General features: G+C 43.0%; 25 protein-coding genes. 20 read left to right on the forward strand and 5 right to left on the reverse strand.

Going from position 1 to position 23,667, the window contains the following annotated elements:
• The first annotated feature begins 57 nt into the window (after positions 1-57).
• Both MKY52_RS19780 and MKY52_RS19785 read left to right on the forward strand, forming a co-directional pair.
• Positions 58-372, forward strand: a complete 315-nt coding sequence (locus MKY52_RS19780; protein WP_341052949.1) for an MFS transporter — start codon at positions 58-60, stop codon at positions 370-372.
• A complete protein-coding gene (locus MKY52_RS19785; RefSeq protein ID WP_341052951.1) occupies positions 347-691 on the forward strand; it encodes an MFS transporter in 345 nt (114 codons plus the stop codon). Before MKY52_RS19780 ends, MKY52_RS19785 begins: the two co-directional genes overlap by 26 nt.
• A 252-nt stretch (positions 692-943) precedes the next feature.
• Here MKY52_RS19785 and MKY52_RS19790 read toward each other — a convergent pair whose 3' ends face one another.
• Both MKY52_RS19790 and MKY52_RS19795 read right to left on the reverse strand, forming a co-directional pair.
• Entirely contained in the window at positions 944-1,789 is an 846-nt protein-coding gene (locus MKY52_RS19790) for a lipase family protein (RefSeq protein WP_341052952.1), read from the reverse strand.
• Between the two features lie 492 nt (positions 1,790-2,281).
• Entirely contained in the window at positions 2,282-3,058 is a 777-nt protein-coding gene (locus MKY52_RS19795; protein WP_341052954.1) for a hypothetical protein, read from the reverse strand.
• Positions 3,059-3,242: 184 nt separating this feature from the next.
• On the opposite strand from MKY52_RS19795, the gene MKY52_RS19800 reads away from it, so the two are divergent.
• The gene (locus MKY52_RS19800; protein ID WP_341052956.1) at positions 3,243-4,277 is read left to right on the forward strand and encodes a YheC/YheD family protein; all 1,035 of its coding nucleotides are present in this window, start codon (positions 3,243-3,245) and stop codon (positions 4,275-4,277) included.
• A gap of 390 nt (positions 4,278-4,667) precedes the next feature.
• On the opposite strand, the gene MKY52_RS19805 is transcribed toward MKY52_RS19800, so the two are convergent.
• Entirely contained in the window at positions 4,668-4,811 is a 144-nt protein-coding gene (locus tag MKY52_RS19805) for a hypothetical protein (RefSeq protein ID WP_341052957.1), read from the reverse strand.
• Between the two features lie 139 nt (positions 4,812-4,950).
• Between MKY52_RS19805 and MKY52_RS30390 the strand changes: the two genes are divergently transcribed.
• The 7 genes from MKY52_RS30390 (at position 4,951) to nagA (ending at position 11,911) form a co-directional block, all read left to right on the forward strand.
• On the forward strand, positions 4,951-5,088 hold the full coding sequence (locus MKY52_RS30390) for an extracellular solute-binding protein (protein WP_445671025.1): 138 nt from the start codon (positions 4,951-4,953) through the stop codon (positions 5,086-5,088).
• A 417-nt stretch (positions 5,089-5,505) separates the two neighbouring features.
• The gene (locus MKY52_RS19810; protein ID WP_341052958.1) at positions 5,506-6,213 is read left to right on the forward strand and encodes a DNA alkylation repair protein; all 708 of its coding nucleotides are present in this window, start codon (positions 5,506-5,508) and stop codon (positions 6,211-6,213) included.
• 111 nt (positions 6,214-6,324) lie between these two features.
• Positions 6,325-7,614, forward strand: coding sequence for an L-cysteine desulfidase family protein (locus MKY52_RS19815; RefSeq protein WP_076299336.1), 1,290 nt, complete (start codon positions 6,325-6,327; stop codon positions 7,612-7,614).
• A gap of 196 nt (positions 7,615-7,810) precedes the next feature.
• Positions 7,811-9,277 (forward strand): protein adenylyltransferase SelO, encoded by a 1,467-nt coding sequence (locus MKY52_RS19820; RefSeq protein WP_341052959.1) that lies wholly within the window; start codon positions 7,811-7,813, stop codon positions 9,275-9,277.
• Between the two features lie 38 nt (positions 9,278-9,315).
• Positions 9,316-9,795, forward strand: a complete 480-nt coding sequence (locus tag MKY52_RS19825) for a DinB family protein (protein ID WP_341052961.1) — start codon at positions 9,316-9,318, stop codon at positions 9,793-9,795.
• 164 nt (positions 9,796-9,959) lie between these two features.
• Positions 9,960-10,745: a DeoR/GlpR family DNA-binding transcription regulator gene (locus tag MKY52_RS19830; protein ID WP_081382852.1), complete on the forward strand. Its 786-nt coding sequence runs from the start codon at positions 9,960-9,962 to the stop codon at positions 10,743-10,745.
• Between the two features lie 23 nt (positions 10,746-10,768).
• Positions 10,769-11,911: an N-acetylglucosamine-6-phosphate deacetylase gene (nagA, locus tag MKY52_RS19835; protein ID WP_341052962.1), complete on the forward strand. Its 1,143-nt coding sequence runs from the start codon at positions 10,769-10,771 to the stop codon at positions 11,909-11,911.
• Between the two features lie 27 nt (positions 11,912-11,938).
• On the opposite strand, the gene MKY52_RS19840 is transcribed toward nagA, so the two are convergent.
• Together MKY52_RS19840 and MKY52_RS19845 are read right to left on the reverse strand one after the other, a co-directional pair.
• The gene (locus MKY52_RS19840; RefSeq protein WP_341052963.1) at positions 11,939-12,712 is read right to left on the reverse strand and encodes an AraC family transcriptional regulator; all 774 of its coding nucleotides are present in this window, start codon (positions 12,710-12,712) and stop codon (positions 11,939-11,941) included.
• A gap of 18 nt (positions 12,713-12,730) precedes the next feature.
• On the reverse strand, positions 12,731-13,312 hold the full coding sequence (locus MKY52_RS19845; RefSeq protein ID WP_341052964.1) for a LysE family translocator: 582 nt from the start codon (positions 13,310-13,312) through the stop codon (positions 12,731-12,733).
• An 86-nt stretch (positions 13,313-13,398) separates the two neighbouring features.
• Here MKY52_RS19845 and MKY52_RS19850 point away from each other — a divergent pair, with 86 nt between their 5' ends.
• The 10 genes from MKY52_RS19850 to MKY52_RS19895 all read left to right on the forward strand — a co-directional run bounded on the left by MKY52_RS19850 (position 13,399) and on the right by MKY52_RS19895 (position 23,651).
• Positions 13,399-13,947: a GNAT family N-acetyltransferase gene (locus MKY52_RS19850; RefSeq protein WP_341052965.1), complete on the forward strand. Its 549-nt coding sequence runs from the start codon at positions 13,399-13,401 to the stop codon at positions 13,945-13,947.
• A 141-nt stretch (positions 13,948-14,088) separates the two neighbouring features.
• Entirely contained in the window at positions 14,089-15,093 is a 1,005-nt protein-coding gene (locus MKY52_RS19855) for a Gfo/Idh/MocA family protein (RefSeq protein ID WP_076286539.1), read from the forward strand.
• 30 nt (positions 15,094-15,123) lie between these two features.
• Complete coding sequence (locus MKY52_RS19860; protein WP_231573306.1) at positions 15,124-16,041, forward strand: helix-turn-helix domain-containing protein; 918 nt, start codon at positions 15,124-15,126, stop codon at positions 16,039-16,041.
• A 17-nt stretch (positions 16,042-16,058) separates the two neighbouring features.
• The gene (locus tag MKY52_RS19865; RefSeq protein WP_149646976.1) at positions 16,059-17,141 is read left to right on the forward strand and encodes a Gfo/Idh/MocA family protein; all 1,083 of its coding nucleotides are present in this window, start codon (positions 16,059-16,061) and stop codon (positions 17,139-17,141) included.
• Between the two features lie 140 nt (positions 17,142-17,281).
• The gene (locus MKY52_RS19870) at positions 17,282-17,986 is read left to right on the forward strand and encodes a response regulator transcription factor (RefSeq protein ID WP_341052968.1); all 705 of its coding nucleotides are present in this window, start codon (positions 17,282-17,284) and stop codon (positions 17,984-17,986) included.
• Between the two features lie 3 nt (positions 17,987-17,989).
• The gene (locus MKY52_RS19875; RefSeq protein WP_341052971.1) at positions 17,990-19,372 is read left to right on the forward strand and encodes a sensor histidine kinase; all 1,383 of its coding nucleotides are present in this window, start codon (positions 17,990-17,992) and stop codon (positions 19,370-19,372) included.
• 93 nt (positions 19,373-19,465) lie between these two features.
• Positions 19,466-19,999: a hypothetical protein gene (locus MKY52_RS19880; protein WP_341052972.1), complete on the forward strand. Its 534-nt coding sequence runs from the start codon at positions 19,466-19,468 to the stop codon at positions 19,997-19,999.
• Positions 20,000-20,127: 128 nt separating this feature from the next.
• The gene (locus MKY52_RS19885) at positions 20,128-21,249 is read left to right on the forward strand and encodes an FtsW/RodA/SpoVE family cell cycle protein (RefSeq protein WP_341052975.1); all 1,122 of its coding nucleotides are present in this window, start codon (positions 20,128-20,130) and stop codon (positions 21,247-21,249) included.
• Positions 21,250-21,279: 30 nt separating this feature from the next.
• Positions 21,280-22,299 (forward strand): LCP family protein, encoded by a 1,020-nt coding sequence (locus MKY52_RS19890; RefSeq protein ID WP_341052977.1) that lies wholly within the window; start codon positions 21,280-21,282, stop codon positions 22,297-22,299.
• A gap of 176 nt (positions 22,300-22,475) precedes the next feature.
• Positions 22,476-23,651 carry an MFS transporter gene (locus MKY52_RS19895; RefSeq protein WP_341052979.1) on the forward strand — a complete coding sequence of 392 codons (1,176 nt, stop codon included), beginning with the start codon at positions 22,476-22,478 and terminating at the stop codon, positions 23,649-23,651.
• Positions 23,652-23,667 lie beyond the last annotated feature (16 nt).

Below are 23,667 nucleotides of genomic sequence, written 5' to 3' on the forward strand. Positions count from 1 at the left end.
TCAGTTCAATGCGATTAAGAAAGCGTTAACAAAATGCGGCGCAGGTGAGATGGTAGTATGAATGAAAATCAAATGCCATGGAGAGAGCGAATTAGTTATGGGCTAAAGGATACCGCGTCAAATCTGATATTCCAGATAACAACACTTTACCTCATGTACTTCTATACGGATGTGTTTGGTCTGAACCCAGGTGCGGTAGCTGTGGTATTTCTTGTTGCACGGGTAATCGACGCGATCGTTGAGCCGTTCATTGGTGTCATGATTGACCGCACGCAAACAAAGTGGGGGGAAATGCAGACCCTATTTTCTTTGGCTTGCTGTTCCTTTCAGTTTGACTGCAGTTCTTATGATTTTGACGTCGGATTTTGGTGATACGGGCAAACTTGTATACGCATACATTTCGTACACCGTGCTCGGTATTATGTATTCCGGTATTAATCTACCACTGTCTGCAATCCTGCCAAGTCTGACTAGTAATTCTAATGAACGTACAGTCATCAATACGGTTCGTATGATATTCGCCGTGATTGGGGTTGTTACAGTTAGTGCTGGAACGATGCCGCTTGTGAAAGCTTTTGGTGGTGGCGATCAAGCAAAGAGTTTCCTGGTCACCATGATCTTGTTCTCAAGCATTGCACTGCTGTTGTTTCTAAACATGTTTGCGAACACTAAAGAACGCGTAAAGAGTTAATCCTGTGGATCCGTTTTGTGGCTATTGGGATACACAACTATAATTAGACGTTGGAGCTTACAGATATTCAACCAGGCTCGTATACGATCAAAAGACATACAATTAACAGACAAAATTGAAGCGTTTTCGACCTGTGGGTATGAATGGGGGCGCCTCATCCTATAGATGCTGACACCCTTAATTATTTGAAGCAAGCGAGCTGCCCGCAACTGACCTTTGAACAAATCGAAATAACGAGCACCTATTCGTTAATTAGTAAGTTGTCTCCGCATGAGGTGCAGTTGGTGGAATTGATGCGCTTATGATGGGGTTATTTACAACTGGACAGAATCCTGGTTTCGTTAGACAAAGTTCCTCGGAGTAGTGTGGTTGAAGCTTGGATAGCTCTGTGAAATAGTAGCTGATCATATGATTACCACTTGCCGATCCATTCTGAAATGACAGTGATAAAAAAGTGTGGACATGACTGTAATAGTACTTCGTTTCCCGTTTAGGTAGCCTGTATACATGTGGAGGCGCGTAGGTAACAACATCAAAAAGATTCGCATAACGGTAACTCTTGCGGACGTATTGTTTAAAAGCATTAACGAAGTTAGGATCGCCTACACGTGGTGAGCCATAGGTGAACAGAATAGGTGAGAGGTGTGAGGTGTTGGCCGCAAGATCAATAGCACATAAAGTGGCGAGTGCTCCGCCAAGACTGTGACCAGTAATGTATAAGGTCTTATCGGGAGATAACTTAGCGACTGTAGAGATAATTCCATCGCGCGCTGATGAGTAGATATTCGTGAAACCGCGGTGGGTAAGGGTATCTTCTTTAATGTAATTGAATCTCTCTTGTGAGGCCATAACGTTTGACATCCAATCAGTTGTGGAGCTGGTTCCTCGGAAGGCAACGATAATCTCTTTTGGAGATTCCAAAATAAATCCAAAGCGTTCCCACACCTCGCTGATGGATCTTGCTTCAATCGTATCCACGATCTGATAACCTAATGGAACGATGAACGAACCATCTTTATTTGAGAACTGCGCATAGGTCTGTCCGCAGATAGCAGCTAGAAAGATAGCCCTTTGCTCTTGATCATTTTTGGTACCCATGTGCATCCCGCCCCTCTTCCTAAACTATATTAGGGGGACGAGGGAGAGATTCCTATATCATGCGAGACCCTGTACTAATGAAAGGGCTAAATTCAACACCGTTGAATACCTACTTCAGATTATCTGTTATTAGGAGGTTTAACGATATGAATCTAACTTTAGTGTACGTAAATGATTAAATTAAGGGTATTAATGAAGTGAAATGCTATGGTTTTAAAATCATTTGTCTTGAATGCGGGGAGCTTTGAGAAGTTTATGAATCGGAAAGCGTAGTAAGTAATGTCATGGCTATTTCTATTGAAAAAAAGATACCGTTCCATAGTAACTGTGAACGGTATCTTTTTTTTGGGTTCGGGCAGATTAAACAGCCGAATGCTGCGCCCTTTTGTAACCTTGGGCGGACTCAGGAGATATTATTTGTTCAAAGTCTATAAATATATTAAAAAGAGAGCTGACGGTTCCGACCACCTGCTCTCTTTATCGAACTAAAAATCAGGTATTAATCTCAGTCGCTGTTAATGTTCCTTCGTTAATTGTAATGGTAATATTACCTTCTCCAGGAATCGTTCCTGTTGCTCTTAAGGTGTAACTATGTTGCCCAACAGGAGGTCCCATATCACAGCATGTCAGTGCCGTTGTAATCGGGCTGTTGGCAGATACGGGAGTGTCACTTGCTGTACACAATAGAGTCACGCCATCCCGAAGGATAGTAAATGAAATGGTAGGACTAGCAGCAGACGGAGTCCACGTGGCATAGGCGGTAAGCCAGACAATGTTTCCGGGTTTATCTACAGTTATATTAACTGTGGCCAAATCGGCTACTGGGGCAGCAGTGGTAAGAACGATTCCAGCGAACTCAGCACAAGCAAATTCAATAAAGAGTCCTGGCGTTCCAGCCGGGCCTTGTGGTCCTGTAGGTCCAATAGGGCCTTGCACCCCTGCGGGTCCTTGCGGTCCTGTGGCCCCAATGGCACCTTGCGGTCCTGCGGGTCCTTGCGGTCCTGCGGCACCTTGCGATCCTGGCGTTCCAGCCGGGCCTTGTGGTCCTGTAGGTCCAATAGGGCCTTGCACCCCTGCGGGTCCTTGCGGTCCTGTGGCCCCAATGGCACCTTGCGGTCCTGCGGCACCTTGCGGTCCTGGAGGTCCCTGCTTTCCTGTAGGCCCAATGGGTCCTTGCACTCCTGAAGGACCTTGTGGTCCTTGCACTCCTGCAGGACCTTGTGGTCCTTGTGGCCCTGGTGGTCCTGGTGGTCCTGGTAATCTTCCCATAACACACACTCCTTTGAATAGTGGGTATATCTCACCCTGCCTACAATGTATTCCGTAAAAATAGATGTGTGTCAGTAGTCAAATGACTTGATAATATTGCCTACTATGTTGATGTCCCATGCATATTAGCTGAATTCACATATTCTACATCAAGGAAACCATTTCATGCAGAAAGGGGATCAAGATGAAGAATGTTGAAACGCTAGGTATTATGGTTACTAACGCCAGGCAACGGAAGGTGACTTTAAAAAATTACATGAAGAATCATCATTTTTCAAAATTAAGGATGTTCAGTTTTTCCCCAACTGATATTGATTGGGAGCATAGACGTATTAGAGGCCTTCATCTTCGTAATATGAAGTGGGAAACGGGTAGCTTTTCATTTCCGAAGGTGATTTATAACCGTTGTTACAATTCAGAGATGGAGACTATTGAACGGTTGGAGCAGATTATTGGAAGGAACAAGTGTTTCAATCAAATTAACCAATTTGACAAGTTGGAGATTCATCAGGCTATAAATCGTTGGCTAAGTCCACATGTCCCCGATACATTGCCTTACAGTAACGATAACTTGGAACAAATGATTCACCTTCATAAATTGGTTTTTTTGAAGCCCTGCCGCGGCCATATGGGAAAAGGCGTTTATCGAATCGAACAGCGTGATACTGGAGAACTGCATATTTCTAACCACTATGTTATGCCCAGCATTATCGTAGGATCTATAAGTCAGTTACTTACCGAATCCGAACGGTTTGTAGGTCAAGTCCCCCATTTAATTCAGAAGGGGATATTTACCAATAATCTTAACAACCGCACTTTTGATATCAGGGTGCTTGTACAAAAAAATAAAAATGGTCTTTGGTCCACTACTAATGTTATCAGTCGAGTATCATACGCAGGCTGTTTCAATACAAGCATATACGAAAGAGCCTGCCTAACGATGGTTGTGTTGAAGAAGCTATACCCGGCAAAATCCGTTAGGCATATGATGAATACTATCTATAACTTAAGTTTACGAACAGCAGAGATCCTTGAGTTGGATTCCGGCATCCATCTATGTGAGGTTAGTGTAGATTTGGTCATTGACTTGGAAGGACATATTTGGATCATTGAAGTTAACGGTATGCCACAAAAGAGCCTTTATGATGAACTTCCTATATCCCGAAGAGCCATATACTCTCGTCCACTTGAATACGGCTATTACCTAAGTAAACGATAATTTTTTAGATGATGCAGCATATGCGGAATTACTTGTATAGGTTCTTGCCTTTGTAATGGCTAATGAAGTTCAAAATTCAAGACAGTTGTGTTTTGTTGGTTTCTTTCGCTTCGGAAGTGCCTCATTATGCATGCGCTGTACGGTGCTGGCCGAGGTTTGCTGCAGGCGGGCACAGTGCGAGCCGTTGCCCAAGCGCTTGTTCGACGATGTGGGAGCTAAAGAGCCAACTGTAGCGATGATTAGGCCTGACAAATCGTACGACCATCCAAATCCGGCTTTGCAAGATTGCAGTACAAGCGGATGAAAGGGCACGTGTAGAAAGGTTTTTTTCGCAAACATTAGCAGATTTCGGACCGTCCGCATTCGCGTAGACGGAGACCTCATACCGTTTTAACAGATTGTCCTTGCTGCAAAGCTGGAACAAAGCGGTATGTAATCGGCACGCCGGTCCCCTTGTCCTCGATGCAAGGACAGCATGATTTTGGCGGCTTGCATCCCCATCTCGTAGGCAGGCTGACGAATGGTCGTAATCACACTCCAAGCCTGCTTCCTCCGTTGCTTTCTTGTATCCGCTCACCGGAAAATAAGAAATCTCGCAAGTATAATGTCATAAGAATTGCGGAAACGAATTTAACTATGATATGTAATACAATCCTTATCCACGAAGTACGGTCTGGAAGAAGGTATTTATACGGTTCCGCAGCAACCGTATGCTGTACTCTCTTTCTATAACAAAGATGTGTATGAGAAAGCAGGTATAACAAAAGCACCTGCGACTTGGGACGAATTCAGTTTAGTGGGAAACGGTTAGTTGATTTAATGTTTATCTCGGCATTATCTGTTCCGGGGCTACTAATCTCGATTCCATTGTTTTCGTTATTTTATTCATTGAATCGACATCCAATAGCATTAGCTCTTCAATCCATCGTAGTAGGATATACGAATACTGGTAATTACTCGGGTATTTTTGCTGCATCACTTCTGGTGTTTTTGCCCACGTTTATACTTTATCTTCTTGTGTCCAGAAAGATCGTTGCTGGGACTACAATCGGTTCTGTAAAAGGTTGAGGTAATAACCACCTAATAATATAGGTGGTTCTTTGCGCACCCATAAGGATTCCTTAGGAAACTTAACTTGCGACAAGGAAACCCATACAGTACACTTTCTTTAACTAGTACAAACCTAAGATAGCTTGGGAAAGAACATTGAAAAAGGAAGTGTTAAATAGTGGATTTAGAAATGGTCATGCAGGAGCTGGAAGCGCTTGGCAAGGAACGAACCAAGAAAATATATATGTCTAATGGAGCAAAGGAACCGTTATTTGGCGTGGCTACCGGAGCAATGAAGCCAATCTTCAAGAAAACCAAAATAAATCAGCCATTGGCTGAGGAACTTTACGCGACAGGGAACTATGATGCCATGTATTTTGCCGGCATCATTGCTGATCCCAATGCAATGACGGAAGCGGATTATGACCGATGGATGGATGCGGCTTATTTTTATATGCTGTCCGACTTTGTAGTGGCAGTAACCTTGGCAGAAGCGGATATTGCACAACAAGTTGCCGATAAATGGATCGCGAGTGGTGAAGAGCTGAGAATGTCAGCGGGCTGGAGCTGTTACTGCTGGCTGCTTGGCAGTCGGCCGGATGTTGAGTTTTCCGAAAGCAAGCTTGCTGGTATGCTTGAGATGGTGGAAAATACGATTTATGATTCTCCAGAACGTACCCAATACGCAATGAATAACTTCATGTACACAGTGGCCGTATCTTATTTGCCACTTCATGATAAGGCCAGTGAAACTGCAAGAACTGTAGGGCCAATTGAAGTTGATAAGAATAAGGCAAAGAGTAAATTGATTCACGCGTACGCAAATATTCAAAAAGCAGTCGACAAAGCTCGGCTAGGTTTTAAACGCAAGCATGTAAGATGTTGATCTAGCAGAAGCTTCTAGAGAAGAAAAAGGAAAAAGGATTCCCTGAAACTTCACTCTGCGTTACTATATAGAAATGACTCCAAGTGGGAGAGAGAAGGGGGAAAAGCATACATGGGCAACTTATTGGAAATTTTGCACAAGGAAGTCGTACCGGCAGAAGGCTGCACAGAGCCGATCGCAGTTGCGTATGCCGTCTCCTTGGCGGCAGAGCTTCTCGAGGAAGAAATAACGGGGATTCAGCTGCATCTCAGTGGTAATATTATTAAAAATGCAATGGGAGTGGGTATCCCTGGGACAGGCCAGACAGGTCTGCCTATCGCAGCAGCCCTTGGTGCGGTGGTCGGACGTTCGCACAAGGAGCTGGAAATCCTATCAGGCCTGACTCAGGATGAGCTAAAGCTGGCAAATGACCTGCTTGATCGAAAGCTGCTAAAAGTGGAGATAATGGACACTCCTGAGAAATTATATATTGAAGCACAGGTGAAGACAGAGAATCATACAGCGACTGCCATCCTTGCTAAAGAACACACTAATATAGAATATCTGGCTCTGGACGGGAAAAAAGTGACACCTAAGAAGTCTAAAGCAGATTGTGGCAAGCCTGGACTTTCTGATACTGAAGCTTACGAAGGCTCTGTAGATCGGATATTCGAGTTTATAACTACGGCTCCATTTTCTGACCTTAGCTTCCTCTTGGAAGGCGCTCGGATGAACAAAGCGATTTCCGAAGAGGGACTCCGAGGCGATTATGGGTTGCAAGTAGGGAAGAAGATGAATCAGCAATCTGCTGTGAATTTGTTCGGCAATGATGTAGCGAACAAAATAATAGCGGCTACTGCTGCGGCTTCAGATGCTCGTATGGATGGCAGTGCAATGCCTGTGATGACAACAGCGGGCAGCGGTAATCAAGGCATCGCCTGTACGCTTCCTGTTATATCTTTGGCGGAATTACTTGGCAAGGATGAAGAGACGCTAGCTCGGGCGCTTGCACTAAGTAATCTGGTCACTGTGCATATCAAGCATTATATTGGGCGGTTGTCGCCTTTATGTGGTTCAGGAATTGCAGGTGGAGTTGGAGCGAATAGCGGGATCATTTATCTCATGGACGGCACTCTTGAGCAGATCAAGCATGGGATACAGAATACGATAGCCTCTTTATCAGGCATGATTTGCGACGGTGCAAATTCAACCTGTGCGTTGAAGATATCTACCTCCACCAATACGGCGATTCAGGCAGCCACACTGGCGATGAACAATATTGCTCCTACAACCAAGGATGGAGTTATTTTCGAAGAGGTGGAAGACACTATCCGCAACATGGAGCGGCTGGTTCAGGAAGGTCTGGCGGATACTGACAAGACCATCTTAAATATCATGCTCTCCAAAGGCGGAGCGAATTAGTTTCCTTTAAGGTAATAACAGGTTAGAACATCATAATTTAAGACCGTCTGGTTCCCTACATGAATGGCAGGAGACTGGGCGGTCTTTTTATCTATTCAGTAAGGGTATTTGTTATTGCGAAGATTTGCATTAAATTTTAACATAACTTATTCTGAGATCATAAAGGCATAGACTGATGGTATAAAAAGGAGATATTATGACGGAGAAGATAGATATAGGATGGAACTTTGAGAACAGTTATGCTCATCTGCCGGAATCCATGTTTACAAGGATCAAACCAACTCCTGTGCGTAAGCCGGAGTTAGTTATTTTAAATGAACCATTGGCTACTGCCTTAGGGCTGAATAGCACAACACTACATAGTAAGGATGGTGTTCAGAATCTTGCAGGCAATGAAGTCCCTGAAGGTACTGTAACGCTTGCTCAAGCATATGCTGGACATCAATTCGGACATTTTACCATGTTAGGTGACGGCCGAGCTGCGCTGATTGGTGAGCAGATCACACCCCAAGGTGAACGCGTAGACATTCAGCTTAAGGGCGCGGGAAGAACACCATATTCTCGTGGTGGCGATGGCAGAGCCGGACTTGGACCGATGCTTCGTGAATATATCATCAGCGAAGCCATGCATGGTTTGGGTATTCCTACCACTCGCAGCTTGGCAGTGGTAACTACTGGAGAAACGATCATTCGAGAAACAGAGCAGCCTGGTGCTATTCTGACCCGAGTTGCTGCAAGTCATCTACGGGTGGGCACCTTTCAATATGTTGCAGCGTGGGGTACTGTTGAGGATGTCCGTACTCTGGCAGATTACACATTACAAAGACATTATCCGGAAGCTATTTCTCAGGAGAATCGTTATCTTTTCCTGCTTCGGGAAGTGATTGGACGTCAGGCTGAATTAATTGCCAAGTGGCAGCTGGTAGGATTTATTCACGGAGTAATGAACACCGACAACATGGCGCTTAGCGGAGAAACGATTGATTATGGTCCTTGCGCCTTCATGGATGTGTATCATCCAGAAACGGTATTCAGTTCCATTGACCAGCAGGGTCGTTATGCCTATGGCAATCAACCGGGTATTGCCTCTTGGAATCTCGCGAGATTCGCGGAGACTCTCCTGCCATTGCTGGCTGATGATCAAGAACAGGCGATTCAGCTCGCTGAAGAGGAAATTGCAGATTTTAAAGAGCGATCTTACCATCACTGGCTCTCAGGTATGAGGGCGAAGCTCGGAATCTTCAACGAAGAGGTAGAGGATGTAGCGCTAATTGAGGATCTGCTAGATTTGATGCAGAAATATCGGGCAGACTATACCAATACCTTCCGTGCCCTAACTTTAGAGAAGCTGGAAGAAACCGCTCTGTTTGGTGCAGCGGAATTTACGAAGTGGCATGAGTTATGGCAGGCTAGACTTAGCAGACAGCAGCAATCGAAAGAGGTTTCGCTGCAGCTAATGCGCAATAGTAATCCTGCGATCATTCCGCGGAACCACAGGGTAGAAGAAGCACTCCAAGCGGCAGTACAACAGGAAGATTACAGTGTGATGGAGCGATTGCTTAAAGCTCTTTCCAATCCTTACGCTTATTCCCCTGAACAGGATGAATACTCGGCACTACCTGAGGAATCAGCACGTCCATATCGAACCTTCTGCGGCACTTGATTTGCTGATAATGATCTAAATAATGAGGTGAAGTAAGAATGTTTCATGCATATGATGTTCTGGCTAACCAGTTGCTAGCTAATGCGAATGATCCAAGTTGGTATGTGCCCTTTGAGGTAGCCGTAAAAGACTTAAGCGAAGAAGAAGCATTTTGGAAAGTAACGGAAGAAAGCAATAGTATTGCTGAGATAGTGCAGCATCTGCTCTACTGGAATGAAACTTGGCATACAAGGTATAAAGAAAAGAGTGTCCATGCGGTTCCTTCAGTGGATAACAATAATACCTTTGTCGTTGCAGAAGGAGTAACGTTCCAAGAGCTTCAACAACAACTCTTAGAAGTTCTTTTATGTTGGCAGGAACTGATTACAAAGGAACAATTGGATGCCGATGTTCAAGAATTCCAAGGCAGTCAGTGGTGGGAAGTAATAGGCAATGTGACAACACATAACGCGTATCACGTGGGGCAAATCGTTTTTATTCGAAAGATCCAAAAGAGTTGGAATCGCACTATGAAGTGAATTGAAGGACGTTAACGGATGTACATTCATCTGGCTAACGTCTTTTTTGCGAATATCAATGAAGATAAGTTGCGCAAAATACTTACATATACTTATAATTACTTATTTAATACTTGAAAATACTTACTTAATAACTTATGATGACTTTAGGAGGTGCATACATGATGTTTCAAGAGGAGAGATTGTTAAAAATACTCGAATATTTGAAACAACACCAATCGATGAGTGTTCAAGAGATCTGTACGCAATTTGATGTATCCAGAGATACCGCACGTAGGGATATTGTTAGATTAGTACAAGAAGGTGTTGTGATCCGAACGCATGGAGGGGTATCGTTACCTGAGTTACAAAAAGAATTGTTATCTTATCAGGATCGATTGATCGATGAATCTGAGAGTAAACAGAGGATAGGGAAGGCTGCGGCGCAGCTTATCCAAGATCATGAGACTGTGATTTTAGATGTATCAACCACCGTGCAGTTTGTAGCAGAACAGATCAGCGCTAAGGATATTACGGTTGTCACGCACTCGATTGATAACGTAGGGATCTTGTCACAGCGGGAGGATCTGCAAATTTATGTTCTTGGTGGTTACTTGAATGTGAAAAACCGCCTGTTATATGGCCCTTCTATTATCGATAAACTTAGTGAAATCCGTGCTGATAAAGCCTTTATTGGAGCATCCGCGATCCGTGCTGATGGACTCTACTATCCATATGAAGAAGATGTGCGGGTGAAGAGAGAAATGGCCCGAAGATCAGATCAAGTCATCTTAGTGGCTGATCACACCAAATTTATTGGCAAATCATTTTTCCGTCTAGACTTTGAGTTCGTTGACATTTTAATTACCGATCGGGAACTCCCAAGTGAGATCAGAGAAATTCTAGATCAGAAGAACATCACAGTAATTGAATGTCCAGAAGAAACTGAAGAGGCTCGAGAGCAAGACTGATAACGAAACAGAGGAGGATATTTATGTCTTATATTCTGCAAAATGTACAAGTGGCACTTCAGAATCGTATTGTCCCAGCGGCTAATGTGTGGATTTCTGAAGGGAAAATCATAAAGATAGATACAGAGGATCTTTCGATTCCAGAGGGACAATATGAACGGATCGACGGTGGTGGCCATTTATTAGTACCCGGGATGATAGATGTTCATATTCATGGCGCCAATGGCTTCGATATGATGGACGGTACGGAAAAGAGTATTCAAGAGGTCTCAAGTGCTTGTGCTTCATCTGGCTGTACCTCATTTTTGGCTACCTCCGTGAGTTCTACGCTAGAAGATCTTTTAGAAATGATTCGTAGTGTCAAGCGTGTGATCGGACATGAGGTGGGCGCTAAGATCGCAGGTATTCATTTAGAAGGACCTTACTTGAACCCGAAGCGAAAAGGAATGCAGAACGAAAAGTTTCTACGCCACCCCAACTTAGAGGAAATGAACCTGATTTTTGAAGAGGCGGGTTCACTCATTAAGATGGTTACAATCGCTCCGGAGTTGCCGGGAGGGATGGAGCTCATTTCCTTTTTGAAAGAAAAGGGTGTAGTTATAGCCATCGCTCATTCAGATGCCACATATGAAGAAGCTAAACAAGCCTTTGCGTCGGGGGCAAGTCATGTTACGCATTGTTTTAATGGCATGCGTCCTATCCATCATCGAGACCCAGGGGTAATTGTGGCTGCTTTTGAAGAGAAGCATGTAAGTCTTCAAGCGATTGTGGACAACGTCCATCTGCACCCTGCAATTATTCGATTAATGCATACCTTGAAAGGACCAGAAGGAATGGTCTTGATTACAGATGCACTGCAAGCTATGGGATTAGGTGATGGGGATTATATGTTTGGAGGCCATCATGTTACGGTATCCGAGGGGGTAGCGAGACTGAAGGATGGAACGCTAGCTTCAAGCACAGTGACTATGAATGAAGCTTTACGTTATACTGTCGAAACTGGAATTCCATTGATAGACGCCGTAAAGATGGCTTCAACTACGCCGGCCAATATTCTTGGACTTCAACAAAAGGGGACAATAACATCCGGCTTTGATGCTGATCTGGTCCTCTTGGATGATGAATTTAAAGTGTGCTGGACAATGGTGAATGGTCAAATTTCATAAATCATGATGAATACAGGTTACATCTGCTCAATGCAGTTGTAACCTGTATTCATGTGCGGTTATGCCAAACACGCTTTTAAAATGCCGGTTCAAATGAGTTAAATCCACAAATCCACAATCTACTACAGCGGCATAGATATCCTTAGTTTTCTCAATGGACTGCTTGGCATGCTCTACCTTGCAATTTAAGAAAAATTGATAAGGTGATATTCCTGTATGTGTCTTAAACTCTCGGATAAATTGATATTTGGAAAGTCCAAACTCTTTACAGAGATCATCTAGTTTCAGTACATGTTCTAAACTGCAGTACATCATTTCCTTTGCTTTTTTGACAAATTTATTATTTATCCTGTGCTCTGTAACTAGTTCAGTATTAGATACTAGATGAACCAGGCTTAACAACAGCTCATTGCACAAGGACTCCTCTTTGCCATTCTGGATGGCATGACTTAGCGCTAATATGCACTGTGCCAATTTGTCATCGTATAGGATGGGAGAGGCGAAGCGGAGTTCTTTTTTTCCTAGGATCTCTTGTATCAAGGTTGGCTTGATATATAGCATGACATAATCAATACCTGCTTTATCATATGAATTGCCGTCATGCGTCTGCTCGGGATTAAATAGCATTACGCCATTTTTATGAGAGGATTGCAAGCTACCATCAAGGTTATATTGCTGAATGCCACGTAAGGTGACACCGATTGCGTATTCCTCATGGCAATGTTTTTTATAAGTGAAATCACTCATGCTAGCTGACAATGTTAGGATATCTGCTGACTTTTTATAGTTGAATTTCTCCACGCTCTTAACCTCCACGACTTATAGGATTCCCGATATCATAATGGCAGAGTATACTAAAAATAGTGCCATCAGAGTATTTAGAACTTTTTGGTGATTTTGCAGAAATGCTCTGAAGATTGCCCCAAATACAACCCATGTCGTAAAAGCAAAAAATCCGATCACAGTTATAATTATAACAAACATAAATAAGGTGAGAGAAGAAGTATAGAATGGCATTACATAGCTGGGAATGACTGTTAAAGTAAATAAGAGCACTTTAGGATTCACAAGCTGCATAAGTAAACCCGACCGAAAATTGGCATTTGGATTAGGCTTGTCTTCCATTGCACCCATTTTAAAGATTTTATAAGCAAGATAGAGCATATATATACTTCCGACGACTTGCATAATTATCAGGATATTTGGGATGACCTCCACCAGAACACGATTCATCAAGGTAGAAAGGATAAGCAATAGACCAAAAGCCATCGTAGCCCCGTATACATACCGCATGGTTTTCTTAGCCCCTGAATGTTGCACGGAAGAAAGAATAACAATATTGGCAGGACCGGGTGAACATGTAACTACAATGCAATAGAGAAAAAAGGAAATTATATTCATGATGACCTCCAGTAAAAGTTGTCTTATGAATATAAACCTCATAACTTGATTGTTTATAGTACATTATTGCAGAGGAGATCAACATAATGAATGAGACAAAACATTTAACTATTAGTACACTCACTGAGGGCGATTATGTATCTACATGCCGGGTATTTGAAGAATCAATATCGGATGCCTTTAACAAAGAAGGATTAGGTCACTTACTAGAGGATATACAAAGTGAAACCGATCATAAAAAGCAAAAGGCGCTATCTTCACTGGAACAGGCAAACTCGGATATTTATTTCTTTATCGCTAAAATCAATGGGAAGGTTGTGGGTACGATTTCCTATGGTCCCTGTGGTGAGACTATTCAAATCTGTGCACAACATCAGTTGGATCATTTGGGGGAATTGGGGAGTTTATACGTGTTGCCAAGCTATCAGGGGCAAGGGATTGGTTCGGCATTAATTAAGAAAATGATGAAATTATTAAACGAACAAGGGATCGAGCAATTTTGTTTGGACAGTGGCTATAAACGCGCACAAATCAAGTGGCAGCGTAAATTTGGGGAGCCTTATAAGGTAGTAAAAGATTATTGGGGACCCGATTCCGATCATATGGTTTGGTTGTGTAATGTAAGAAGTGATTAAATGGAAATTGTACATCATATGAAACGAATGTGTCGTAATATTATATATTAGATGTCGCATTTTCCTACTAATAAAGGGTTTTGTTCTGTGATATTTTATTAGTAGATGTCAGAATAACATATATACGGGAGGCACAAGCAAATGACGATTAGAATTGGTAAGATTAGCTATTGGCATGTACATGCTTGGGACTATACGAAGCAAGCTCAAGAACATGAGGATACTGTATTGGCTGCAGTTTGGGATGAAGATGCAGAGCGTGGGAAAAAAGCTGCCGAAAGCTTAAATGTTCCTTTTTTCGAATCACTGGATGACCTGCTTGCGCAAGAGGATATAGATGCCGTCATAGTGGATGCGCCGACCAATGTGCACAGAGATGTAATTGTTGCTGCGGCTAAAGCGGGCAAACATATTTTTACGGAAAAAGTAATTGCCCCCACACATAAAGAAGTTGAAGAGATCATAAGCGCAGTGGAAGAGAACGAGGTGAAGCTGACCGTATCCTTGCCACGTCTAAATGATGGATACGCATTAACGATTCAAGAAGTTCTAAGTCAAGAACTGCTCGGAGAGATTACTTACGTTAGAGTTCGCTTATCTCATAATGGGGCTACAGAAAACTGGCTTCCCGATCATTTCTATAGCTTGGAACAATGTGGTGGCGGAGCTTTGATTGATCTAGGCTGTCATCCTATGTATTTGACGAAGCTTTTCTTAGGTCAAGATGTGACCGGTGTAAGTGCTAATTTTGGTTATGTAACGGGCAAGGAAGTAGAAGATAATGCAGTGGTAACATTATTTACGGATTCAGGAGCAATTGGTGTGGTCGAGGCTGGTTTCGTGAATAGTCATTCGCCGTTTACCATCGAGGTACATGGAACCGAAGGAACTCTTCTTTACGGAACACCAGAGGATAAGCTTCTTCTTAGAAGTAACAAATCCGCTGACAAAGAGGAAGGATGGAAAGAAGTAGCGCTACATGCTAATCGTGAAAGCGCATTCCATCAGTGGGTTAATCATATCCAAAAGGATACTTTCGCCACCGAGAATGTTCAAATTGCTGTGGAGCTTACGAGATTAATGGAGGCGGCGAATCGTTCTGCTAAAGAAGCTCGTATGATTCGGTTAGCAGATCTAGACGCTTAACCGGTCTCCACCTGTTAGGAGGATTTAACATTGAGTAACTTTCCCTATGAGATGATGTTTGAGAAGCATGATATGCTCGAAAGATTGGATATTTCAATCCAATGGGGACATTACGAGATAACAGTTCTTAGATTTCATTTGACCTCTTTTCCGCCGGGAAGAGTCATAGATTTCCATAATCATTCTGAATTCGAATTTCATTTTATTCCAAGAGGAAAGGGAGAAGTGACTCTTGGCGATTTAAAATACCCCTTGTCTGAGGGAATGTTTTATTTAACCGGACCGGGTGTCATGCACCGCCAAGAGGCGGATCCAGATGATTCTATGGAAGAACTGTGTCTACATGTGGACATCAAAGAGAAGATCAGAGAGGAGGTTGATCCTTGGGAGGTTGCGGAGGCTGAGACCTGTGTTCAGAAGCTAAAGCAGCTACCACTAGTTCCAGCGCAAGATTATCACAGCGCTATGAAATGTTTTCTTGAAGCCTATGAAGCTTGTGAAGGTAAACTAACGGGATATTACACTTCCATTAAACATCTCGTAATCAGCATTTTATTAAAGGCAGTAAGAGCGTATGATGCAGGTGGAATTCGAACAGAAGCACCTGTTAGAGATATGTCAACTTATCGGTACCAATACGCCATTCAATATATGGAAGCTAATTATTCAGGAGCTGTTACCTTGGAGAATGTTGCTGAAAAGCTGAATATTAGTTCAAGGCAGCTGCAGCGAGTGTTTAAACAAGTTAACGCCGATCAATCTTTCAGTAGGGCGCTTGAGGATATAAGGTTGAAAGCGGTCTGCCGTAAGCTTGAAGAAAGCAATTGTCCGATCGAACAAATCGCTCAAACGGAAGGGTTTACGAATGCTACATATTTGCATATTGTCTTCCGCAAGCGGTTAGGCATGACTCCAGCAACTTATCGAAATACAAAACAAACTAATTAGAAGTGAGGGTGAAAGATATGAGTAAAGTGTTTCGCGTAGGAATTATTGGATGTGGTGGAATTGCGAATGGCAAGCATCTTCCAAGTTTGAGCAAGCAAAGTAAAGTGGAGATCGTAGCTTTTTGTGACATTATTAAAGAACGTGCTGAAGAAGCAGCGGAGAAATACGGTACTAGCGAAGCTGCTGTATATACGGATTACACAGAACTATTAAAAGATCATTCGATTGATATTATTCATGTGCTTACGCCGAATGATGCTCATGCAGAAATTTCAATTGCAGCCCTTGAAGCAGGAAAACATGTTATGTGCGAAAAACCAATGGCCAAAACGGCAGCAGATGCCAAACGAATGGTGGAAGCAGCGAAACGTACAGGCAAGAAACTAACCATTGGATATGACAACCGCTACAGAGAAGACAGCTTATATTTGAAAAAAGCATGTGAGTCCGGGGAGCTTGGTCATATCTATTTTGCAAAAGCACATGCCATCAGACGGAGAGCGGTACCGACATGGGGAGTATTCCTCGATGAAGAGAAGCAAGGTGGAGGACCTCTGATCGATATCGGAACCCATGCGCTGGATCTAACGCTGTGGATGATGGATAACTATAAACCAAAAGTCGTGCTGGGCACTAAATATCACGAACTGTCTCAAAAAGAAGAGGCCGCCAACGCTTGGGGACCTTGGGACCCTAAAAAGTTCACCGTAGAGGACTCAGCCTTTGGGATGGTCGTAATGGAGAATGGCGCCACAATTATGCTGGAAGCGAGCTGGGCACTCAATTCTCTGGATGTGCATGAAGCGAAATGCAGCTTGAGCGGGACTGAAGCAGGCGCAGATATGAAGGACGGACTTAGAATTAATGGAGAGAAATTCAGCAAGCTGTACACCAATAAAATTGAGCTTGGTGCAGGCGGCGTTGCTTACTATGAAGGAAAAGCAGAAAGTGCACCTGACATCGAATTAAGAAAGTGGATCGAGGCTATTGAACAGGATAAAGACCCGGTTGTAACACCTGAACAGGCTTATGTTGTTTCGCAAATATTAGAAGCGATTTATGAATCTGCACAAACGGGTAAGGCTGTGTATTTGGATTAGATTTTTGACAAGCATAGCGATATAGAGTAATATCCACTTGTGATTTAATTACAGGGATCTGAGACAAGACTCTCTCTTTACTGGGAGAGTTTTTTTGTTTTCTTTGCATGTTTGAATACTGGGTTATAGGGGTGAAGAGCATGAACACTGTAGAACGCAATCAAGTACTTATTGTGGAAGATGACGATAATATTAGACGGTTTATAGCTATCAATTTAACGAATAATGGGTTTGTGGTTAGTGAGGCTGCTTTTGGAGAAGCAGCATTGCAGAGCTTTGAGACGAACCGGCCAGATGTTATTGTACTGGACATCATGTTGCCGGATTTAAATGGGTTTGAGATCTGCCGGAAGCTAAGAGAGCAGGATCCTGGGGTAATTATCATTTTTTTAACAGCACGAGGACAAGATCTGGATAAAATCAATGGCCTTGAAATTGGTGCCGACGATTACATTGTGAAACCTTTTAATCCATTAGAACTGGTGGCACGGATCAAAGCGATATTGCGTCGTACAGAAACAGCTTTAAAACCGCAAAAAACTATCCTTCAAGCTGGACCGATTCGCCTGGATTTGAACTCGAACAAGATGTTTAAGCACGATGACATTATTGAACTAACCCCGAAGGAATTCCAGTTGATGAAGACCTTTTTAGAGCATCCGGATACAGCACTATCTAGGAATGAATTAATGAACCTGGTCTGGGGTGAGGATTTTATTGGTGATCCAAAGACAGTAGATGTTCACGTGCGTAAGCTAAGAGAGAAGATTGAAGAGGACGCCTCTAACCCGCATTGGATTGAGACTGTATGGGGGCTCGGATACCGCTTTAGAAAGGATGGTTGAAGAATGGGTATTCAGAAAAGATTAGTAGGAAGCTATTTTGTAGTGATCTGTCTTACTGTGCTCATTCTTGAGATTATTCTTAATTTATCTGTACGTTATTATTATTTTCATAATATAGAGCAAACCCTGATGAATCAAGCAGAGCTGTCGGCTTCTTTTTATCAGCAATATTTTAGCGACGAGGATTTAGAGGCACAATCGAATAGGTTGTTAAAGGGCTTTGCCAGCCATTCCGATGCACAGGTACAGATTATTAATGCTGAAGGTCGGCTGTTGCAGGATTCTAATGGAATCCAAGGCGATTTTACGATGACAGATAATATGGATGTGCAAGCAGCCATAAAAGGGCAGCCCGGCAGTTGGAAGGGTGAGGACCCTGTAACCGAGGAAGCTATTTTTACGGTGTCCTATCCTTTACAAGCCAAAGGTAACATCGTTGGAGAAGTAAGGTTTATTACCTCCTTAACGGAAACGATACATACAGTTAATCAAATTGCGGTTTTGCTGATCGGGGTAGGTTTGCTCGTGATTGGTATTGTCACCTTGCTTGGATTATTACTATCTTGGACCATAACCAGATCCATTAAAGATCTGAAACAGGCAGCAGACCAAATGTCCGAAGGAGATTTCAGCATAAGAGTACAAAAGCGTTATCAAGACGAGCTTGGTTCCTTGGCAGATACATTGAATATGATGGCCAGTCGAATATCGAAAAGTGAACAGCTTAAGAATGATTTTATCGCATCCGTATCCCATGAACTTCGTACGCCATTGACCTCTATCAAAGGCTGGGTAATCACCTTGAAGGCGGGTGGGGAGAGTAACCAGGCTCTGTTTCATGATGGGCTAGATATCATTGATTCTGAAAGTGACAGGTTAACTCATATGGTGGATGAATTATTGGATTTCTCCAAATTGGATTACGGAAGAATCGCAATTCACCTCACGACTGTGGATCTAACAGAGCTGTTGCAGCATATTGGCAGACAACTCACCCCTAGAGCAACCCGACAAGGCATCTTGCTTCAAGTGAAAATAGAAGAGAATCTGCCTGTCATTCAAGCTGACGAGAATCGTGTGAAGCAAGTCATGATTAATCTCATTGATAATTCGCTCAAATTCACTAGTTCCTCAGGTCGAATTCTTATTACTGCCCATACGATTCCAGGGAAAGTTGTAATTACAGTTGAGGATACTGGGTCAGGCATCGCAGAAGCGGATTTAGTGAATGTGCGGCGAAAATTCTACAAAGGGGATCAACAGGCGTCAGGCAGCGGTTTAGGACTGTCCATCTCGGAACAGATCATTACATTGCATCATGGCGAGCTGCGAATAAGCAGTATTGTAGGTAAGGGGACGATTGTCCAATTTGACTTGCCGATATAAATAAAGCTTAAATTTAACTATTTCATAACCACTTTCATCTCTTTCACAGATAAAATACTATATATGCGGACAAGCGAGGAGTCGATGATCCAAATGCCGAGCAAATTCATAAAAATAGGTGCTATGTTAACAACGATACTATTGCTCGGAGGATGCGGAGTGCCGGCGACACCAGGAGAGCTCATTAAGCCTCCATCATCAGAAGCAAGCCTGCAGCGAGACAAAACGAGCCAGGAATTTATCAAATGGCTTCCCGACAAAGCTCAATTGATAACTCCGTTGGATGGACAAGAGGATAATGCTATCTCCTTTGGGGATATGGATGGAGACGGTATCGACGAAGCTGTAGTTGTATATGAGTACAGTAAAAACAAAGGTTCTTCTATAAAAGCAATGCTGCTTAGGCAGGAAAATGAAGCGTGGCAAAAGATTTCGGAGGTTGAGGGGTTTGGGTATGGTCTGGATTATGCCGGATTTTATGATGTCGATGATGATGGCCATAACGAACTCGCGCTGGGCTGGTCATTGGGCGAGGCGGGGAACGGACTGGATATTTATACGCTGAGTGAAGATAAATTAAAGCTGTTATCGAAGAAGGCGTATCAGGACAAATTTGATCTGAGATAATCATTCCACTTTATAATCCGCTACACTTCAGCTTCATCTTGAAACAAGATGTATTAGTGCTCAGGCGGATTATTTATGATGCTCATTTTACAACAAGAAAAATACAGAAATTAAATAGAGGTTGTATCATGTTTCTCACCACCAAAATTGCAAAGCTGGACAGATCCGTACTTTTTCTCGTAACATGCCTAGTTGGTATTGGTACTGTTGCTATTTATGGCGCGACTACGGATACACGGTTAGATGGTCTTTACATCAGTTCGTTGTATTTATTTGCTTTATTTTGCATACCCATGTTATTCATCGCATTGGTAGATTATAAGATTCTATTAGGCTGGTTAGCATATCTCTTTTATAGCGTAGGTATTGGTCTACTTGTGCTAGTCAAGCTGGTTGGGGAAAACCTCAATGGTGCCGTGCGTTGGTTAAGTATTGGAAGCTTTCAGCTCCAGCCCTCCGAACTGGCTAAAATATGTACGGTGCTGCTCATTGCTCATCTATTGGGTAAACGAGAAGGACAGCAGCTTCGCTTTTTTCAAGATTTAGTGCCGGTTTGTTTCGTTTTTTTTATTCCTTTTATTTTGATCATGGATCAACCCGATTTGGGTACAGCGCTCGTTTTTGCGGGCATATTGCTTAGTATGCTTTGGATAGGTAACATCCGTGCTCTATATATGATCTTGATCCTCGGTGTGGTGATCATTTCGATTGGCACGATACTATGGCTCTATTATGCCAACTTCGATTTGTTATCCAAGATTGTCGAGCCCCATCAATTGTCACGAATTCAGGCTTTTTTGGACCCGCAGAGTGATCCCGATAAATCTTGGCATGTCAAAAACGCAATGATAGCCATTGGCTCCGGAGGATTATCGGGTAGTGAAGGTATTTTTTTGCGAAAAGGATATATTCCATACGCATATTCCGATTCGATCTATGTAGTCATCGGTGCAAAATACGGTTTTATAGGTTCATCCATTTTGCTGATGCTATATTTATTGCTCGTCTATCGAATGATCTTTATCGCACTCGAAAGCAGGGATCGTGCAGGGGCATATGTTGTCACCGGGTTTATCGCCATGATTATCTTTCAAGTTTCTGTTAACCTTGGAATGCATCTTGGATTGCTGCCCCTGACGGGGATATCCTTGCCGTTTATTAGTTATGGAGGTAGCTCGTTACTTACTAATATGATTGCGATTGGCATAGTGCTAAGTGTGAAAGTCCATCAGGATGAAAGCACGGATTGAAAAAGCTACTGGAACTGAGTGGAGGGAATTATGACTAACAAAGGCAAATGGACAACAACTCGTAAAATTCTGACGAGCATTGGACTTATCTTAGGCGTAACGATTATCGGAATTGGAGTATATGCAGGGTATTTATACAAAAAGACGGATAACGCGATAGAGCGCATGGCTGCTCCAGTCAACGTCCAGCCAACCGCTGCCCCAGAGGAAAAAAAGGAGACGGTATCGGTTGAACCTATGATTTTTCTGCTTGCCGGGGTAGATAGTCGGGACGGTGGTGGTGGGGTAATGAATACGGATGTGCTAATGCTTGTCAGCTTCAATCCTGACACGAAGTCGACGAGTTTCTTATCTATACCGAGGGATTTGTTGCTAAAACCTAAATCGTTGCCCTCTCGCAAAGCTAATTATTATTATGCTTACCATTACATAAAAGATAAAACTGAAGCTATCCCTAATACAAAAGAGTTTTTCAGCAATTTACTAGGTCTGCCAATTGATCACATGGTTGTGGTGAATTTTGATGTGCTGAAGGAGACGGTGGACTTGCTTGGCGGGCTAACCATTGATGTCGATATGGATATGAAATATATCGATTCGGCAGACGGGACGAACATCGACTTAAGGAAGGGCTTGCAGAAGCTGGATGGCAAACATGTGCTTGATTTTGTGCGTTACCGCAAATCGAATCAAGGAACGGCTGAATCCTCCGATTTTCAGCGCAATGATCGACAGCAGCAAGTAATTAAGCAGATTCTGGATAAGCTAGGGAATTTCCAAGGCGTGTCCCAATGGGGGAATGTATTGGACATCATCGGTGAAAATGTGAAGACTGATATTCCACAAGCAGATCTCCAGCAATGGTTGTTGAGCTTCCCTAAACTCAAACCAGATCATATCAATTCCTTACATGTGGAATCTCTTTGGAAGAGTCCATACGTGTATGTGAATAAAGAGGATCTTAAACAAGCACTTACTACTCTGAGTACGGAAGCGGGCGTTAGCTCCCAAAGTTCATTGCACCTGGACAATATTGGTACGGTAGATTAAAAGGCTATCACTTAAACTGCTCTTAGGAGCAGTTTTTTTGTGTCCACTAATAATCCCGATAACCTGTAAAGTAATCCGCCAACGGGTAGAGGCCTGACTTCCAGGCATAGTACCATGAACACAGCGATTATGAATCGTATATTGTTTAGGTTTACTTGAGAGGAGAAGGGGATTTCATGAAATACAGACTGGGTATTATGTTTCTAATCGTACTTACAGGGATGATATCGATAGCCGCATTTAATCCGATTATTGGCCCGCTTGCTCGAAATTTGGGACTTAGTGATTTTCAATCAGGATGTTTGGTATCGGTAGCGGGACTTTGCTGGCTGCTCGGAGGATATTTCTGGGAAAAACAAACATTCATGAGCCGAAAATGGCTGCTCGCTTCGATTATGTTCGTCTACATGGCAACACTAGTCATTTTTGCACTGCTGGCTGATTATGCAGTACATGCTGAGAGTAAAACAAGCCTATTTTGGAGTTTCTTTATACTTCGCGCAATCGCCGGTTTTTTCTTTGGAGGTATTCCGGCATTAGCACAAGCTTATGTTATGGGCTGGAGTACAAAAGAGACCCGAACTCAGGGAATGGCATTATTCGGTGCAGCCAATGGACTTGGCTTCGTAGTAGGACCTGCAATGAGCGGAGGAATGGCTTCGCTGGGACTCACCTCACCAATGTACGCCGCAGCGATATTATTATTCACCTTGGCTATTTTATTTCTAGTGTTTATTCCTAAAGAAAGGAATATCGAGATCGAACGGAAGGCGATTTCACTTTCACCCAATGACAAACGGATACGCCTCTATTTATGGATTGGACTATTACTATCGTTTGCTCTGAATATCGTGCAGGTTACTATCGGATTTTTTGTGCAAGACAGCCTTGGATACAGTACTCAGCAAGCCACTCAGTTAATTGGAACGGGTCTGGCTATCTCGGGAATAATGGTGGTGCTCTCGCAAATTGTGATCAGTAAATATCTCAAATGGCATCCTAAAAAAGTGCTGCTCGTAGGGCTATTATTTGTGGCTTTGGGTCTGCTAGGCTTATTATTGTTTATCAGATTGGCTTATGTGGACTTTACATTCTTGGGAATTGGCATCGGCTTTACATTGCTTGGCTACAGTGCGGGTGCTTCAATGGCGGTTCAAGACCATGAGCAAAGAAGCGTTGCTTCCTTTATTGCGGCCCTTCAAGGTGGAGGATCATTCATAGGTCCAGTTATAGGCACAGCTTTATACACCGCTAATATGGCGCTTCCTTATTCTTTCTGCGTGCTGTTGATTGGTATTGTAGGTATCGCGAATTTGAAAAAAAGATCAGCGGATCGTGTGGAGAGTTGTTAAATAGAAATGCTCATAG

This window comes from Paenibacillus sp. FSL P4-0184 (assembly GCF_038004625.1).
In the GTDB taxonomy this organism is placed as follows: domain Bacteria; phylum Bacillota; class Bacilli; order Paenibacillales; family Paenibacillaceae; genus Paenibacillus_AQ.

Bases quoted from the DNA above. Each gene is read 5' to 3' on its own strand.
- MKY52_RS19780 (WP_341052949.1), top strand. From the start codon at position 58: ATGAATGAAAATCAAATGCCATGGAGAGAGCGAATTAGTTATGGGCTA.
- MKY52_RS19785 (WP_341052951.1), top strand. From the start codon at position 347: ATGATTTTGACGTCGGATTTTGGTGATACGGGCAAACTTGTATACGCA.
- MKY52_RS19790 (WP_341052952.1), bottom strand. From the start codon at position 1,789: ATGGGTACCAAAAATGATCAAGAGCAAAGGGCTATCTTTCTAGCTGCT.
- MKY52_RS19795 (WP_341052954.1), bottom strand. From the start codon at position 3,058: ATGGGAAGATTACCAGGACCACCAGGACCACCAGGGCCACAAGGACCA.
- MKY52_RS19800 (WP_341052956.1), top strand. From the start codon at position 3,243: ATGAAGAATGTTGAAACGCTAGGTATTATGGTTACTAACGCCAGGCAA.
- MKY52_RS19815 (WP_076299336.1), top strand. From the start codon at position 6,325: ATGGGCAACTTATTGGAAATTTTGCACAAGGAAGTCGTACCGGCAGAA.
- MKY52_RS19820 (WP_341052959.1), top strand. From the start codon at position 7,811: ATGACGGAGAAGATAGATATAGGATGGAACTTTGAGAACAGTTATGCT.
- MKY52_RS19825 (WP_341052961.1), top strand. From the start codon at position 9,316: ATGTTTCATGCATATGATGTTCTGGCTAACCAGTTGCTAGCTAATGCG.
- MKY52_RS19830 (WP_081382852.1), top strand. From the start codon at position 9,960: ATGTTTCAAGAGGAGAGATTGTTAAAAATACTCGAATATTTGAAACAA.
- nagA (WP_341052962.1), top strand. From the start codon at position 10,769: ATGTCTTATATTCTGCAAAATGTACAAGTGGCACTTCAGAATCGTATT.
- MKY52_RS19845 (WP_341052964.1), bottom strand. From the start codon at position 13,312: ATGAATATAATTTCCTTTTTTCTCTATTGCATTGTAGTTACATGTTCA.
- MKY52_RS19850 (WP_341052965.1), top strand. From the start codon at position 13,399: ATGAATGAGACAAAACATTTAACTATTAGTACACTCACTGAGGGCGAT.
- MKY52_RS19855 (WP_076286539.1), top strand. From the start codon at position 14,089: ATGACGATTAGAATTGGTAAGATTAGCTATTGGCATGTACATGCTTGG.
- MKY52_RS19865 (WP_149646976.1), top strand. From the start codon at position 16,059: ATGAGTAAAGTGTTTCGCGTAGGAATTATTGGATGTGGTGGAATTGCG.
- MKY52_RS19870 (WP_341052968.1), top strand. From the start codon at position 17,282: ATGAACACTGTAGAACGCAATCAAGTACTTATTGTGGAAGATGACGAT.
- MKY52_RS19875 (WP_341052971.1), top strand. From the start codon at position 17,990: ATGGGTATTCAGAAAAGATTAGTAGGAAGCTATTTTGTAGTGATCTGT.
- MKY52_RS19880 (WP_341052972.1), top strand. From the start codon at position 19,466: ATGCCGAGCAAATTCATAAAAATAGGTGCTATGTTAACAACGATACTA.
- MKY52_RS19885 (WP_341052975.1), top strand. From the start codon at position 20,128: ATGTTTCTCACCACCAAAATTGCAAAGCTGGACAGATCCGTACTTTTT.
- MKY52_RS19890 (WP_341052977.1), top strand. From the start codon at position 21,280: ATGACTAACAAAGGCAAATGGACAACAACTCGTAAAATTCTGACGAGC.
- MKY52_RS19895 (WP_341052979.1), top strand. From the start codon at position 22,476: ATGAAATACAGACTGGGTATTATGTTTCTAATCGTACTTACAGGGATG.